This window comes from Kitasatospora sp. NPDC002551, assembly GCF_040296005.1.
In the GTDB taxonomy this organism is placed as follows: domain Bacteria; phylum Actinomycetota; class Actinomycetes; order Streptomycetales; family Streptomycetaceae; genus Kitasatospora.
The window spans coordinates 1-12,333 of sequence record NZ_JBEOWI010000022.1 but is presented as its reverse complement, the minus strand read 5'-3'; the positions used below and the strand labels follow the sequence as shown (position 1 = coordinate 12,333).

The window sequence follows — 12,333 nt, the reverse complement described above, 5'->3', positions numbered from 1 at the left end:
CCGGCTTCCGTACTGCGGGAGTGTGGGGGCGTCAGCCGTCGGCCGGGGCCGGGCCGCGCTCCCGGGGAGCGGTGTCCAGTTCCCCGTACAGGGCCTCTTGCAGCTCGGCGGCCGGAACGCTGTCTCGCCCCGGCGTCTCCAGCGCGATCCGCACCCGCCGCAGCCGCGCGTTCAACTCCCGGGCGGCCTCCAGCGACGGGCGGCCCAGAGCCTGCTCCCAGGCCCGAACGGCGCCGACCTCGGCCCGCTCGGCCCGCTGCTCCGCGCGCGCCAGCCGACGCAGCAGCTCGGACAGCGGCAGGTCCAGGAACGCGGCCGGGTACGGGGCCCCGGCCGCGTCCCGGACCTCGGCGGACCCGGTACGGGAGGGGTGGATGCTGTCGGGCTTGGCCTGCATGTGCCTCCTGGCAGTGGGATGCGGGTGGTGGATGGACCGGCCGGGGCGCGGAAGCGAGTCGGTGGGCGAACGCCCGGGTCGCGTGTCCGGCCCGGCCGGTCCGGAGCCCCGCAGCTGTTCCCGGGTGCCTCGACCTCCAGGGGAGGAAGGGACCGGTTGCCCGGTCCTGGCGGGATCCGGCGATGCTGCAGGGCGGTCTGGGGGAGCGCCCCGGGACGGCGGGTACGACCGCCGCCCCCGGGGGCGTCAGATGCCGATCGGGAAGATCGTCAGCCCAGGAGCACCAGGCCCTGCACGCGCCGGGTGCTCTCGGCGATCACGACCAGAGGCGCGCCCCCGTCGTGGCCGAACCTGACGGTCAACTGCACGGTGCGACGCCAGGCCGTCGTCCGGGACAGGTACTCGAAGGCGAACGGCACCGGTGCGCCGCCGTCCCGCTGCGCGGACACCACGGCCTGGTGCGCCTCCCGCAGCAGGGCGGCCAAGCGATCGGCCTCGACGGTCGCAGCGCCTCGCCAGGCCACGCAGTCCGCGACGGACAGGTCCAGCGCCACCGGCCACTGGAACCGGGCCTGACGCTGCGCCTCCTCGGACACCCGGACCAGGGTGCGGCCGGTGAAGTCCTCGGCCACGGGCGAGGACCTGACCGGGTCGCCGTGGTGCTCGGTCAGCCGGGTGTAGGTGATGGGGTTCATGGGCGGGCCTTCTTCCGATCGTGATTCGATTGCCTTCCGGGAGCCACCCGGCCTGACAAGAGAAAGACTACCATGAATAAGGCATCGAAGGTAGTCGCTGGTCCGGCGATTGAGGCGGTGGCGTCCGGCGCCCGCGCGGCTAGGCGGGGGTGCCCGCCGGCGGCGTCCGGTCGGGGTAGACGCCGTACGCGTTGCCGGCCTTGTCGTGCTCCACCCTGTGGAAGAGGTGGTTGCCGTAGGGGGCGGCCTCCGCGATGTGCTGCAGCAGCGCGGCGGGCACCGCCTGCCTCGTTTCGGGGTCCAGGTGCTCCAGGGCCTGGGGGTCGTGGACGCCGACCCACCACGCCCGGCCCGCCGCCTCGGCGTCCAGCCCCCGGGCCGCCAGCGGCGGATACCCGTCGACGAAGCCCATGACGACGGCGAGCAGATGGTTCGCGTGGTCGGGCGGCAGGCTCTCGGGTGTCAGCCCGGGTGTGCCCGCGGGGCGGCGGCCGGCGGCTCCGGGCCTTCCGAGCGGGGCCGGCGGTCGGGACGCCTGGTCAAGGGCCCCCGCGCAGAACGCCCCGACGAACGGGAGGTGCTGGGAGATCAGGACCTCCGATGTGCCGTTACATCCCACCTTGACCCACGGCTGGGCGAACCACCGCCGGGTCTCGCCGCAGTGCGCGCCGCACAGCAGATAGTGCTCGGTGCGGTCGTCGAACGTGCACGTGAGCCGCCGGGTGGGAGGGCTGCCGCAGCGGCGGCGCCCCGGGCCGGTGATCGTCTGGCATGTGTACCGTCTCGCGGACATGCGCGCTACCTGTTCCTTGTCCGAAAGGGCCGGCGTCGCCGCCGGCGGAAGTCGTGCGGCTGCGCCCGGTGGCCGCCCCGCAGGGCGCGGGGCGGCCACCGGGCGGGCGGTCAGCCCAGGGTTGCGGCCCCATAGAGATGCCGCTCCACGGCGGTGGCGGCCTCGCCGAACCCGTAGCAGTTCACCTCGTGCCCGCAGCTGGCGCAGCGCTGACCGGTGTAGCGGCACCGGCACGGGTCGACGTCCTCGACGGGGAAGATCCTGCGGCGCAGGTCGAATCCGTGCACGTCGTCGTACGCGGTGCGGGCGATGGTCTCCACGACCGTGTTCCGCCACGCATGACCGGCGTAGTACTCGCGCGGGTCGTCCCCGAAGGTGACGTACAGGTCGTGCCACGTCCCCTCGCTGATGGGGTCCCACGCGGCGGTGTCCGCACGCCACCGGGCGCCGATGGCCACCAGTCGCCCGTCCGGCGCCAGCGCGAGCAGGGCCGCGTCGGACCCGCCGGGAGTGACGGCGAAGTTGGCGCCCAGCGGGGCGGTGACGTAGTGGTCGGGGGCTTCGGCGGTCACGGTCTGCGGCATGGTCGTTCTCCTGGTAGTCGTGAGGGGCGGGGCGGCGGAATCCTGGTCCGCCCGGCATCCGGGCCGGGGCGGCCCCGTCTCGGGCCGCCCCGGCGGGCGCGTCAGTCCTCGTGGGGGAACATCACCGTCATCACCGGCTCGCCGTCGTCGCCGGGCCCCGCCGCCACGGTCAGCCACACCTCCTGGTCGTCGGCGGGGTTGTCCATCTCCATGTAGACGAAGGCGAAGGAAACCGATCGGCCCCCCTGGTTGCCGGACCTCCGGATGGCGGCGTGCGCCATCCCCAGAAGTTCGGCCAGGCGCCGGCCCTCCATCTCCGGGTCCCCGCCCCAGGCGACGCACCGGCCGTGCACGTCCGCCGTCAGCGCCACCGGCCACCGGAACCGGGCCACGCGCCACGCCACCTCGGGCACCTGGACCAGGACTCCGTCCGCGATCGCCTCGGCGCGGCTGTAGGTGGCGATGGGCCCGCCCTCGTCCATCGGGTCGGTGGCGGTCTTGTCGCTCATGGGAATGTCCCCTCTCGGTGCGGTTCGATTGCCTTCCGGGAGCCACCCGGTCTGACATGAGAAAGACTACCATGATAAATGCATTGATGGTAGTCGTTGCGGCACGCCGCCGACGGTCTCAGCTCTGCGCGCGCCAGTCCTGGTGGAGCATGACGCCCAGTTGCCGCGCGTGCTCGTCCGCCTCGGCGCCGAAAAGTCGCTCGTAGCCCTCGATGTCCAGCACCTCGACGTCGACGGGCAGGGTGTCTCCGGGCGGCAATCGGGCCACCAGCCGGGCCGCAAGGCACACTGCGGACGGCGACAAGGGGACCTGCACGCTCCCCGCCGACAGGGCGGCCAGCAGCTCGGCACTGGTGGCCGGCCTGGTGTCCTCCCGGGCGGCCACCCGCTCCAGCAGCTCCCGAACGTGCGCGCGGTACAGCAGCGGCGCCGACTCCAGCACGTCGGAGGGCTGCAGCAGCAGGAAGGCGTTCCAGAGCGGTCCCCGCTCCGTCTCGCCGTGGCGCTCGCGGGCGGCGCTGATCTCTTCTTCGGCAAGTTCCCACCCCTCGGCGGCGGGCGCCGCCTGGCGCGCCAACGCCCCCACGGCGTCTGTGAACCAAGCGCTGTCAGCGGTACGGTCGGTCAAGGTGTCTCCCAGGGGCGGTGCGGGTAGTCAGCCGGGAAGTTCCCGGCAGGGGGCGAGGCCCTCCGGGGCGCTGGTTGCGACTCCTCCCGGCCAAGGTCGACCGATGGGTCGAGGACCCGGGGCGCAGTCGCGACCGCGCCCCGGAGGGCCCGTCAGTCCTTGTGGAGGAACAGCACGGTCATCACCCGCTCGCCGTCGTCGCCGGCACCCCCGGCCGCGTCTCCCGATCGATGCCGGGGCTGTCGACCTCTGCGAAAGCGAAGGTGAAGGGCACGTAGGGAAGGGTCCTCCCCCGCCCCACGGACGACCGGACGGCCCAATTCGCCCTCCACAGCAGTGCGCGCAGGCGCGACGCCTCCATCTCCTCGTCGCCGTTCCATGCGACACACCGCGCGTGAACCATCTCCGACAGCGCCATCGGCCACCCGAACCCGGCCTGACGCTGCGCCTCCTCGGACACCGCGACCAGGACGCCGTCCGCGATCGCCTCGGCATGGCTGTAGGTGGCGATGGGCCCGCCCTCGTCCATCGGGTCGGTGGTCTTGTCGCTCATGGAATGCCCTCTCTCGGTTCGGTTCGCCTGTCGCCTGGGAGCCACCCGACCTGACAGGAGAAAGACTACCATGAACAATGCATCTAGGCTAGCCGTGTCCGCAGCCTGACGGTCGCGCACTCCAGGATCCGCCACACGGTGAACGGGTCCCCGACCTGGCCATATGGCCGGACCGCGGCCCGGCCTCCGAACTCCCGGACCACCAGCGCGGCGGCATCGATCACCTCGCGCTCGTTCGGCCCGTCCGGGTGCGCGGGCAGGCACGGCAGCAGCAGCGACCACCGGCCGTCGGGCTTGCGCGCCGGCCGGAACCCCCACCGCGCGGCGAACGCCTCCCAGTACTCCGCGGCTGCGGCCGCGGGGTGGCCGGAGAGCGGCTCCCGGCCGACGCGGATACCGGGGGCCCGGCGCAGTTCGGTGACCCGGGCCGGCTGTCCCCACAGGAACGCGGGCCGCTCCGCGTCCGCCGGGCCGGTGACGGTCCACACCTCCGGGCCGTCCGGCACGCCCGCGACGCGCAGCGGCAGCTGCGCACCGGCCACGACCATGGTGGTGGCCTCGGGGGTGCGGCGTATCCAGGACTGCCCGGCCCGGCAGACCTCGAAGCGGTCGCCCGGGCTCCATGCCGGCGCCCGCGGGAAGGCGCCTTCGGGGAAGGTGACGCGGACCGCGGCGGCGCCGGCGTTCTCACCGCGGCGGGCAGGGTCCCAGGTGGCCAGGACGGCGGCCATGACGGCTCTCTCAAGGGTGCGCTTCATCGCGGCTTCTCCTCGGAACGATCGGTGATGGGTGGCTGCCGAGCGCTGCCCGGGTGCCCGTGCGGGACGGGCACCCGGGCAGCGCTCAGGCGCCCTTGTGGATGCGGCGGCCGGGCGGCTGGGCGCAGGTCCGGCAGCGCTTCACCATGCGGGAGGTCCAGGGCGACCGCACGGTGACGGGGTCGGCGGGGTGCGGGGTCTCCTCGGCGGCGTCGCAGCCGGAACAGCTGTCCCGCATGAACGCGCGGCCGTGGGCACACAGCACGCGCCCGGCACCGGCCTCCGCCGCCGAGGCGTCCGGGAAGTCGACGACCATGCACGTGGCGTTGTCCCGGTGCTCTCCGCCCAGGGCGAGCGCCAGGCTCACCAGGTGCTTCGCGCACCCGGCGGGGTCCAGGGCGGCAAGCTCCGCGCTCAGGTCGCGCGCGGCGTCCTCGATCGGCTCGTAGCAGCCATCGGAGGCGAGCAGCAGCCGCGCGCCGGAGCGGTCGTGCACGGCCGTCCGCTCCGGCTCCATCGCGGTCCCGGGGTCGGGGTGGCCGAGACAGCGGGTGACCTGGTTGCGGGACCACCTAGGCGCCTGGCCCCCGGCGGCCTCGATCTCGGCCCGCAGGTTGTGATCCGTGGTCAGCCGCTGAAGGTGACCGTCCGGGAACAGGAGGTAGGCGCGGCAGTCGCCGATCCACGCGACGCGCAGCAGCTGATCCGGCCCCGTCACGGCGACGACGGCGCACGCTCCCGGCGCCCAGCCGGCCTGAGCGGTGAGCTCGTTCTGCACCTGGGTGACGGCCTCGTCCGGCTCCAGGGAGCGGGCGGTCAGATCGGCCAGACGCCGGGCCCGGGTGCGGGTCCACTCCCGGACCTGGTCACTGGAGCCGATCCCGTCCAGCAGGACGAAGGCGCGGCCGCCGTCGACGGTGGACCGGGTGGCGGTGGCGTCGCACTGGTGCGAACGGGTGCCGATGTGCTGAGCGGTGGCGTGGGTGGGCACGGGGGTCTCCAAACGGGGGATGTTCGGTGGGTGACTGCCGGGCCTGCCGGGCGCCCCTGCCGGGCGGCGGGGGCGCCCGGCAGGGGCGGGGCCGTCGACGGCGGCCGGAAGATGTTGGGGAGTGGGGCCGCTGGGCCCCACCCCCCACGGGCCGCTAGAGGGCGGCCAGGGCAAGCTCGGGTGCGCCCGGGACCGGCGTCTGGGCGGGTTCCAGGGCGGCGGCTGCCTCGGGGCTCTCGCGGAACTCCAGGAAGGCGCGGAAGGCCTGGCGGACAGTCTCAGCGGTCGCGGTGAGCATTTCGCGGACCTCCTTCGGTTCGCGGCCCGCCCACCCGGCGATGTAGTCGGCGGACTCCACCGTGGCATCCACCCCGTAAAACGCGGCGACCATGTGGGCCACCGATTCCGCCTCGGTCTCCATCCGGCCCCGGTGGCGGAAGTACCCGTTCATGTCCGCGACGTGACCGCACCCGATGTGCCCGGCGACTTCGTGAGCGAGCGTCAGGGACGCCTGGGCGGCCTTCTCCTTGTCGCTGACCCGTACCGTCTTCGTGGACGGCCGCGTCCAGCCCTGCGCGGTCCCGGTCTCTCCGGTCTCGACGCTGTAGCCGTGGTGCACGGCGTAGGCGGTCAGCATCCGCCACATCTCGGCGGGGGCCTCGCCGGGGGTGCCCGCACCGAACCGCTTCACGGGGGCCGGGAGGGCGGGCGTAATGAAGTAGAGCCCGTCCTTCGGCTTGTGCTGCCACATGGGCTCGGTCTGGCTGGCGTCGAAACGGGGAACGAGCATGTACCCCTTCGGCCGACCCTCGCCGCCCTCCTCCTCGCTGGGGACGTCGTCCGCCTCCTGGCCCTTCTTCTTGGCCGTGATCGGGGCGAAGATCCGGAGGGACTTCTGGTTCAGCATCACCTGTCGGCCGCGCTCCTGCCACTGCTTGTACGTGCACACGGCGGTCGCGTGCGGGCACTGCGTGAGGATCAGGAAGATGTTGTTCGCGGAGAAGCGGCCGATCTCGGTCCCAGCGGCCCGGGCCATCTGGGTCAGCATGGCCATCCATCCCTCGGAAGTGACCAGGCCCATCACGGCGTCGTCCAGGCCTTGGCGCAGCCTCTCCGTCATCTCCTTGTGCTCGGCGGCCTTGACGGCCTTCTCGGCCTCGGTGAGGGTGCGGCGGCGGGTGCGCTTGGCCATGATCGTTCTCCTTTGGTCGCGGTCCGATTGCCTTCCGGGAGCCACCCGGCCTGACAAGAGAAAGACTACCATGGATAATGCATTGAAGATAGGTGATCCACGCCACACGCGGCGAGCGGGAATACATCCGGCCCTGCACCCGCGGGCCGGCCCCGGGCGCAACCCGCGGCACTGGCCGGGCCACCAGCCGCGGCCCGGCCCGCCCTTCCTGGACCCGACCGGCCCCCGGCGGACACTCGGTCCGCCGGGGATCCCCCAGAGACCTCCTCCTACCGCTGCGCCCCCTCGGAGCGCTCCGGCAGGGTCGGGCCAACGGGGGTGGCGGCAGCGCGTTCCGGGTCCCACCCCTGCCGCAGCCGGCGGGCCATCACAGCGGGGCTGACCGCGCGAGCCGGGACCGGGACCGGAGCGGGGGCCGGGGCGGCCCTGACGGCCTCGATGATCTGCCTGGCGACGGAGTGCCCGGCAGGGGTGAGGTAGAAGCGGAAGCGCTTGCGGGGGGCGCCGTGGCGGTCGACCTCTTCGGTGGTCTCCAGCCGGGCCTCAGCGAGCTTGCGGCGCTCCAGGGCGCTCCGCGTCAGACCGCCGTCCGTGATCTCTCCCTTGGGGGCGCGGTGGGCCTTGAGAAGCATGCTGCTCATCGGGGCGGACAGGGGAAGGGTGTGCATGGGGGGCGTCTCCTGACGTGCGAAGGGGTGTGTCCCTGCGGCGGGCGCCGCCCCCGCTCCTAGCGGCGGGCGGCGCCTCCTGGCGGGTGGTCAGCTGTGCTGGGCCCCGCGCTGCGGTCCGGCGGCCCGGTAGTCGGACGCCTTGTCGGCGAGATCGAACAGCACGTCCATCTCGGCCGGGCTGACGGGCTCCCACTCGTACCCCTCAAGGGCGGCGTTCGCGCGGTCCAACTGCGCGGCGATGAACTCCGGGATGTTGACGCCCCGCACGCCGGGGTTGAACCCGTAGAACACCGCCGCCTTGTCCTGGATCGACGCGCCCGCAACGGCCTCGTACATGGCCTTGGCCTGGCGGGCGCGTCGGCGCTGCTCGGCCCGCTCGGCGGCAACCAGGGCGGCGCGCGCCGCCAGCGCGCGCTCCTGGGCCTTCTTCGCCCCGGCCATCTCGGCCCGCGTCGCGGACCCGTCCTCGACGCAGAACATGTCCAGGAACGTGTCCGCGTACTCGGTGAGGACGCTCATGGTCAGCTTGCCGCCCTCGACCACCAGGCTCCGCGACCGGCCGCGCTGGACCCACCGGCCGCCCTGGACGGCCAGACGCAGAGCCAGCGACCGGGGGTCGTGGTCGTCGTCCCCTGTCATCGCGTTGGTGCCCTCCAGCCACTCGGCGAACGCACCGGGCACGTTCACCGTGGCCACCGGGAGCGGGGCCGGGGCGGTGGCCGGAGCCGGCTGGGCCGCCGCCTGGGCCTCCGGCCGCGCCGCCTGCTCGGCAATCACCTGCTGCGCCCACAGGTTCACGTCGGTGACGTCGGCGGGCAGCTCGTAGGGCTCCCCGCAGATGCCGCCGATGAACAGGTACGCGGTGCGCCCGGCGGGGCCCTCGACGGTGACCGTGACGCGCTTGCCGTCCACGGTCAGCGGTCGGGTGTCGCGGTAGGTGCGGGCACCGGGGGCGTTCGGGGCGTAGTTCCCGGTGAGGTTGGCGGGGGTCTGGGTGCCGGTCATGGTCTCTGTCCTCTCGTCGTGGTCCGATTGCCTTCCGGGAGCCACCCGGCCTGACAAGAGAAAGACTACCATGGATAAGACATTGAATGTGTGTGATCCGCGCCTCACGACACCGGATACGCCGTGATCAACTCCCGAATCCGCTGCACCGACGGCGCGTCATGAGTCCTCGGCACCTCGGGCGTCTGCGCCGTTCCCGACCCGAACAACCGCACCCGGCCGGGCGCGGCACCCCGCGAATGCCACGTGCGGCGGAACTCCCAACCAAGCCCAATCCGCCGCCCCTCCTCGTCCTCGGCCGCCCGGCCGACCTGGACCGTGTAGAACGGCGCCCCGTCGCTCGCCTGCCCCCACTGCTCCAACGCCAGCCACCCATGGGCCCGGGCGTGCTCCACCAGCCTCCGGCCGGCCTCGGGGGCCTCGTACCCGGCGGGCGGCACGGCCAGCAACTCCACCAACCGGCCCCGCACCGCCTTCAACCGCGCTTCCTCCTCCGGGCTGCGCTCCCTGACCCGTCGCAGCGTCTGGAACTCCGCGCTCAGCGCCTCACGCTCTTCGTTGCCCATCGGGCATCCCCTTCCTGAAAGGGGCCGGGCGCAGCGCGCGCCCGCCCTCGTTCCCCGCCGCCCCGTCAGGCTGCGGGCTGCTCGCGGATGACACCCACGGCGGCCTCCAACGTGCCGACCACCCGCACGAACCCCTGAGGGCCGTTCACAGCCACGTCGTCGCCGTTCCGGCTCACAGTCCACGGGAGGAGCTCGTTCGTGCGGGCGTCGACCACGTCGAACCACTCGACAACCGAGAGATCACGCTTCGCCTGGCGGTGGTTCGGGGTGAGCATGACGTTCATCGGCACTTCCTTCGCTGTCGGGGCGCAGCACTGCTGCGCCTTCGTTTTGTGGGGGCGGGGGCTACGCCCTCGCGCTCGGCCTGGCGGCCGAGCGGGGCCGCGCCGGGGTGTGGTCCCCGGGCAGGGTGGGCGGCTGGCGCCGCCACCGTGGCCCGGCGCTGCGCGCCTCCCTGCGGCCTCTGGGGGCCCGGGGGCGGGGGGCTTTGGCCCCCGCCCCCGGTGGCTGAGATCAGCCGCTGAAGGCCAGGACAGGGGCCTCCTGGGCCGGGAACAGCGTGTCGGCGTCGCCGGTCGGCTCGGCGGGGGCCGGGGCGGCGGCCTTCTTCTTGGTCGTCTTGCGGTACACCGCGTCGGGGGCGGTGAGGGCGACGCCCGCGCCGGGCTCGAACGTCCACCCGGCGGCCTTGAACGCGTTCATCACGTGGGCGAGGGCCTGAGTCCGGCGGGGGGTGCTGAGGTTGTCGCGGGTGACGACGCTGACCCCGTTCACGGTGTAGGAGAATTCGACGTCGGCCGCGTGGGCCTTCGGGATGCCGTTCTCGATGATGTCGGCGGCGGCGGTGAAAACGGCGGTGATGGTCTTCTTCATGGGAATTCTCCGATTCTCGGATCTGGTTTTTGGTGGTTTTGGGGAATGTCGGGGGGCGGCTTCGCCCGCCCCCCGGTGGGGGTCTGTCAGGCGGCGGTCAGGGCCAGCAGCGCGGCGCGGGCGGCGCGGTACTCGGGCTTGCGCGGCTTGTACGCGGTGGCGATCTCGTGAACCTCGGCCTTGGTGTAGCGGGTGGTGGGGCGCTCACCCTCGGCCGGGCCCTCGATCGTCCGGGTCGTGATGCCGGGGATGCCGACGATCTCCAGCTTCTTGGCCACGGTGCGAAGGCCGTTCGCGCAACCCTCGGCGGTCCGGCGGTTCATGCCGCACGCGGCCAGCGTGTAGGTGGCCAGGGATCGCGGGCGGTGGCTGAAGGTCTTGGCCAGCTGGCCGACGCGGCGGCGGCTGCGGATGATCGCGGCGGCCTTGCGGGTGTTGCGCTTCATGCTGTTCCTCCGTGCTTAGTGGTCCGATTGCCTTCCGGGAGCCACCCGGCCTGACAAGAGAAAGACTACCATGAAGAATGCATCAAAGGGACCCGGTCGGCCCCGGAGTGTCGGCCGGGCTCGCTCGGGACTCCTGACGCAACTCCTGACGTGACTCCCGACCCAACTCCTGACGTGGCTCCTGACGCCAACACCCCCGCCCCGGGCACTCGGTGGCATCGGTGCAGCTCAGAGGGCCAACCAAGGTGGCCGGAAATTCTGACAACCCTCTCTCTGCGCCCCTCTTCTTCTCCTGTGTGGGTGGGTGGCGGTTGGTGGCGTCGTGCGGGTTGTGGTGGGCCTGCGGCGCTTGGTTGGTGGCGGCCTGGCGGCCGGGCCCTGCGGGCTGTGTGGGGGTGTGGCGGGGCTGTCGTGTGTGGGGGGGGGTGTTCGGTCTGCGCCGGGGCGTCCCCGGGGTTCCTGGGTGGGTTGTGGCCGGCTTGGGTGTGGTGGGGGTGTGGTGGTGGGTTCTGTGGCTGGTGCTGGGTGGCTGGTGGGTCGGGGGCGGCGGGGTGGTGGTGGGCCGGTGGCCGGTGGCCGGTCGCGGGTCGGGGTGGCCCGGCCTCCGGCGGTCCGTCGGCCGGGTGGCCGGTGCGGGCGGTCGGTCCGGGGGTGTGGGTGGGTGTTGGGGGGTGTTTCCTGGGGGGTTCGTCGGGGTGGTTCCGGGCCGTAGGCCCGGGCTGTCGGTCCGGGGTTTTCCAGGGAGTCGCCCGGCGGTTATTCGGCGGGTCGGTTACCGCTATTCCTGGGTAATGCGTGCTTGTATTCACCGTAAAGTGGTCTAGTCCACAATTTCCGTGTTTCTGTTTTCGCCTTTCCTGGGTTTGCGCGGGGTTTCCGGGGTTTCCTGAGTGTGTGTCGGGGGGTTGGTCGGGGTGTTCGTGCTGCGCCCGGTCCGCCGCTCGCGCCGCCTGTCCCCGGGCCCGCCGTCACTGCCGTCTCCGCCGCCGCCGTCGGCGGCGTGCCCGGGGGTGGGAGGGTGTTCCCGTTCCCCGGGGGTGGTGGTGACGTCCTGTCCGTTCCCCGCCCCACCGGGGCGGGCCCCCCACCCCCGGGAAGGGGTGCGGACGGCCCGTCAGCCACCCCCGCCCGGGGCCTGCGGCCCCGGTGCCCGTCCCTGCCCCCGGGGCCGCCGCAGGCGGCGCTCCTGACGCCCCGCCGTCCGGGCCCGGATCCCTTCCGGCCCTTGTCCCTTCCACCGAGGAAACGCGAGAGAACGGGTACGGGCCCGGCCACCGGCCGGTGCCCGAACCGCCGCCACCCACCCCGGCCCCAACCCCCGCGCCAACCCCCGCGCCAACCCCCGCGCTGCCCTCACTTCCCGGGCCACCGGCCCGGCACACCCCCATCCCGCCCCCGCCGTCCCGCACCCCGCTCCCGGACCGGCCACCGGCCGGGCCCCCCGGTCCCCACCGGCCCTCACCGGCCCTCACCCCTGACACCCCCACACCCGAGGCGCCGTCAGGCGCCACTCATTCCCGCGAATTGGCCACCGGCCAATTCCCGCAACAATGCACCGCCTATTCCCCGAGCCCAAACAAAGGCGCCGTAGGCGCCGAGGGGCGCGCCTGACGGCCCGCCAGGGCCGCCCTGGCCGCCAGGCCAGGGGCAAGGCCGCAGGCCTTCCGCCCCC

16 protein-coding genes are annotated in these 12,333 nt (G+C 73.2%); all 16 read right to left on the bottom strand.

Translation table 11 applies throughout. The annotated features are described in order from the left end of the window. Positions 1 to 31: 31 nt before the first annotated feature. The 16 genes from ABT093_RS19665 to ABT093_RS19590 all read right to left on the bottom strand — a co-directional run bounded on the left by ABT093_RS19665 (position 32) and on the right by ABT093_RS19590 (position 10,661). Entirely contained in the window at positions 32 to 397 is a 366-nt protein-coding gene (locus ABT093_RS19665; RefSeq protein WP_350565883.1) for a hypothetical protein, read from the bottom strand. Positions 398 to 666: 269 nt separating this feature from the next. Then, positions 667 to 1,092: a hypothetical protein gene (locus ABT093_RS19660; RefSeq protein WP_350565881.1), complete on the bottom strand. Its 426-nt coding sequence runs from the start codon at positions 1,090 to 1,092 to the stop codon at positions 667 to 669. Between the two features lie 139 nt (positions 1,093 to 1,231). Continuing rightward, entirely contained in the window at positions 1,232 to 1,885 is a 654-nt protein-coding gene (locus tag ABT093_RS19655) for a hypothetical protein (protein ID WP_350565879.1), read from the bottom strand. Between the two features lie 110 nt (positions 1,886 to 1,995). Further along, positions 1,996 to 2,469 carry a hypothetical protein gene (locus ABT093_RS19650; RefSeq protein ID WP_350565877.1) on the bottom strand — a complete coding sequence of 158 codons (474 nt, stop codon included), beginning with the start codon at positions 2,467 to 2,469 and terminating at the stop codon, positions 1,996 to 1,998. A gap of 101 nt (positions 2,470 to 2,570) precedes the next feature. Continuing rightward, positions 2,571 to 2,978, bottom strand: coding sequence for a DUF6573 family protein (locus ABT093_RS19645; protein ID WP_350565875.1), 408 nt, complete (start codon positions 2,976 to 2,978; stop codon positions 2,571 to 2,573). A gap of 118 nt (positions 2,979 to 3,096) precedes the next feature. Continuing rightward, positions 3,097 to 3,564, bottom strand: a complete 468-nt coding sequence (locus ABT093_RS19640) for a hypothetical protein (RefSeq protein WP_350565873.1) — start codon at positions 3,562 to 3,564, stop codon at positions 3,097 to 3,099. 223 nt (positions 3,565 to 3,787) lie between these two features. Beyond that, a complete protein-coding gene (locus ABT093_RS19635) occupies positions 3,788 to 4,159 on the bottom strand; it encodes a DUF6573 family protein (RefSeq protein ID WP_350565871.1) in 372 nt (123 codons plus the stop codon). Between the two features lie 83 nt (positions 4,160 to 4,242). Next, positions 4,243 to 4,917: a hypothetical protein gene (locus ABT093_RS19630; RefSeq protein ID WP_350565869.1), complete on the bottom strand. Its 675-nt coding sequence runs from the start codon at positions 4,915 to 4,917 to the stop codon at positions 4,243 to 4,245. Positions 4,918 to 5,002: 85 nt separating this feature from the next. Further along, complete coding sequence (locus ABT093_RS19625) at positions 5,003 to 5,908, bottom strand: PP2C family protein-serine/threonine phosphatase (RefSeq protein ID WP_350565868.1); 906 nt, start codon at positions 5,906 to 5,908, stop codon at positions 5,003 to 5,005. Positions 5,909 to 6,062: 154 nt separating this feature from the next. Continuing rightward, positions 6,063 to 7,100, bottom strand: a complete 1,038-nt coding sequence (locus ABT093_RS19620) for an ArdC-like ssDNA-binding domain-containing protein (protein WP_350565866.1) — start codon at positions 7,098 to 7,100, stop codon at positions 6,063 to 6,065. Positions 7,101 to 7,369: 269 nt separating this feature from the next. Continuing rightward, positions 7,370 to 7,768 carry a hypothetical protein gene (locus ABT093_RS19615; RefSeq protein ID WP_350565864.1) on the bottom strand — a complete coding sequence of 133 codons (399 nt, stop codon included), beginning with the start codon at positions 7,766 to 7,768 and terminating at the stop codon, positions 7,370 to 7,372. Between the two features lie 90 nt (positions 7,769 to 7,858). Beyond that, positions 7,859 to 8,776 (bottom strand): hypothetical protein, encoded by a 918-nt coding sequence (locus ABT093_RS19610; protein WP_350565862.1) that lies wholly within the window; start codon positions 8,774 to 8,776, stop codon positions 7,859 to 7,861. A gap of 104 nt (positions 8,777 to 8,880) precedes the next feature. After that, entirely contained in the window at positions 8,881 to 9,342 is a 462-nt protein-coding gene (locus ABT093_RS19605) for a hypothetical protein (RefSeq protein WP_350565860.1), read from the bottom strand. Positions 9,343 to 9,407: 65 nt separating this feature from the next. Further along, positions 9,408 to 9,626 carry a hypothetical protein gene (locus ABT093_RS19600; protein ID WP_350565858.1) on the bottom strand — a complete coding sequence of 73 codons (219 nt, stop codon included), beginning with the start codon at positions 9,624 to 9,626 and terminating at the stop codon, positions 9,408 to 9,410. Between the two features lie 229 nt (positions 9,627 to 9,855). Further along, on the bottom strand, positions 9,856 to 10,215 hold the full coding sequence (locus ABT093_RS19595) for a hypothetical protein (protein WP_350565856.1): 360 nt from the start codon (positions 10,213 to 10,215) through the stop codon (positions 9,856 to 9,858). An 86-nt stretch (positions 10,216 to 10,301) separates the two neighbouring features. Continuing rightward, positions 10,302 to 10,661 (bottom strand): hypothetical protein, encoded by a 360-nt coding sequence (locus ABT093_RS19590; protein WP_350565854.1) that lies wholly within the window; start codon positions 10,659 to 10,661, stop codon positions 10,302 to 10,304. Positions 10,662 to 12,333 lie beyond the last annotated feature (1,672 nt).

Coding starts and splice junctions, on each gene's coding strand:
- ABT093_RS19595 (WP_350565856.1), bottom strand. CDS start 10,215: ATGAAGAAGACCATCACCGCCGTTTTCACCGCCGCCGCCGACATCATC.
- ABT093_RS19630 (WP_350565869.1), bottom strand. CDS start 4,917: ATGAAGCGCACCCTTGAGAGAGCCGTCATGGCCGCCGTCCTGGCCACC.
- ABT093_RS19660 (WP_350565881.1), bottom strand. CDS start 1,092: ATGAACCCCATCACCTACACCCGGCTGACCGAGCACCACGGCGACCCG.
- ABT093_RS19655 (WP_350565879.1), bottom strand. CDS start 1,885: ATGTCCGCGAGACGGTACACATGCCAGACGATCACCGGCCCGGGGCGC.
- ABT093_RS19590 (WP_350565854.1), bottom strand. CDS start 10,661: ATGAAGCGCAACACCCGCAAGGCCGCCGCGATCATCCGCAGCCGCCGC.
- ABT093_RS19615 (WP_350565864.1), bottom strand. CDS start 7,768: ATGCACACCCTTCCCCTGTCCGCCCCGATGAGCAGCATGCTTCTCAAG.
- ABT093_RS19600 (WP_350565858.1), bottom strand. CDS start 9,626: ATGAACGTCATGCTCACCCCGAACCACCGCCAGGCGAAGCGTGATCTC.
- ABT093_RS19650 (WP_350565877.1), bottom strand. CDS start 2,469: ATGCCGCAGACCGTGACCGCCGAAGCCCCCGACCACTACGTCACCGCC.
- ABT093_RS19610 (WP_350565862.1), bottom strand. CDS start 8,776: ATGACCGGCACCCAGACCCCCGCCAACCTCACCGGGAACTACGCCCCG.
- ABT093_RS19645 (WP_350565875.1), bottom strand. CDS start 2,978: ATGAGCGACAAGACCGCCACCGACCCGATGGACGAGGGCGGGCCCATC.
- ABT093_RS19605 (WP_350565860.1), bottom strand. CDS start 9,342: ATGGGCAACGAAGAGCGTGAGGCGCTGAGCGCGGAGTTCCAGACGCTG.
- ABT093_RS19665 (WP_350565883.1), bottom strand. CDS start 397: ATGCAGGCCAAGCCCGACAGCATCCACCCCTCCCGTACCGGGTCCGCC.
- ABT093_RS19620 (WP_350565866.1), bottom strand. CDS start 7,100: ATGGCCAAGCGCACCCGCCGCCGCACCCTCACCGAGGCCGAGAAGGCC.
- ABT093_RS19635 (WP_350565871.1), bottom strand. CDS start 4,159: ATGAGCGACAAGACCACCGACCCGATGGACGAGGGCGGGCCCATCGCC.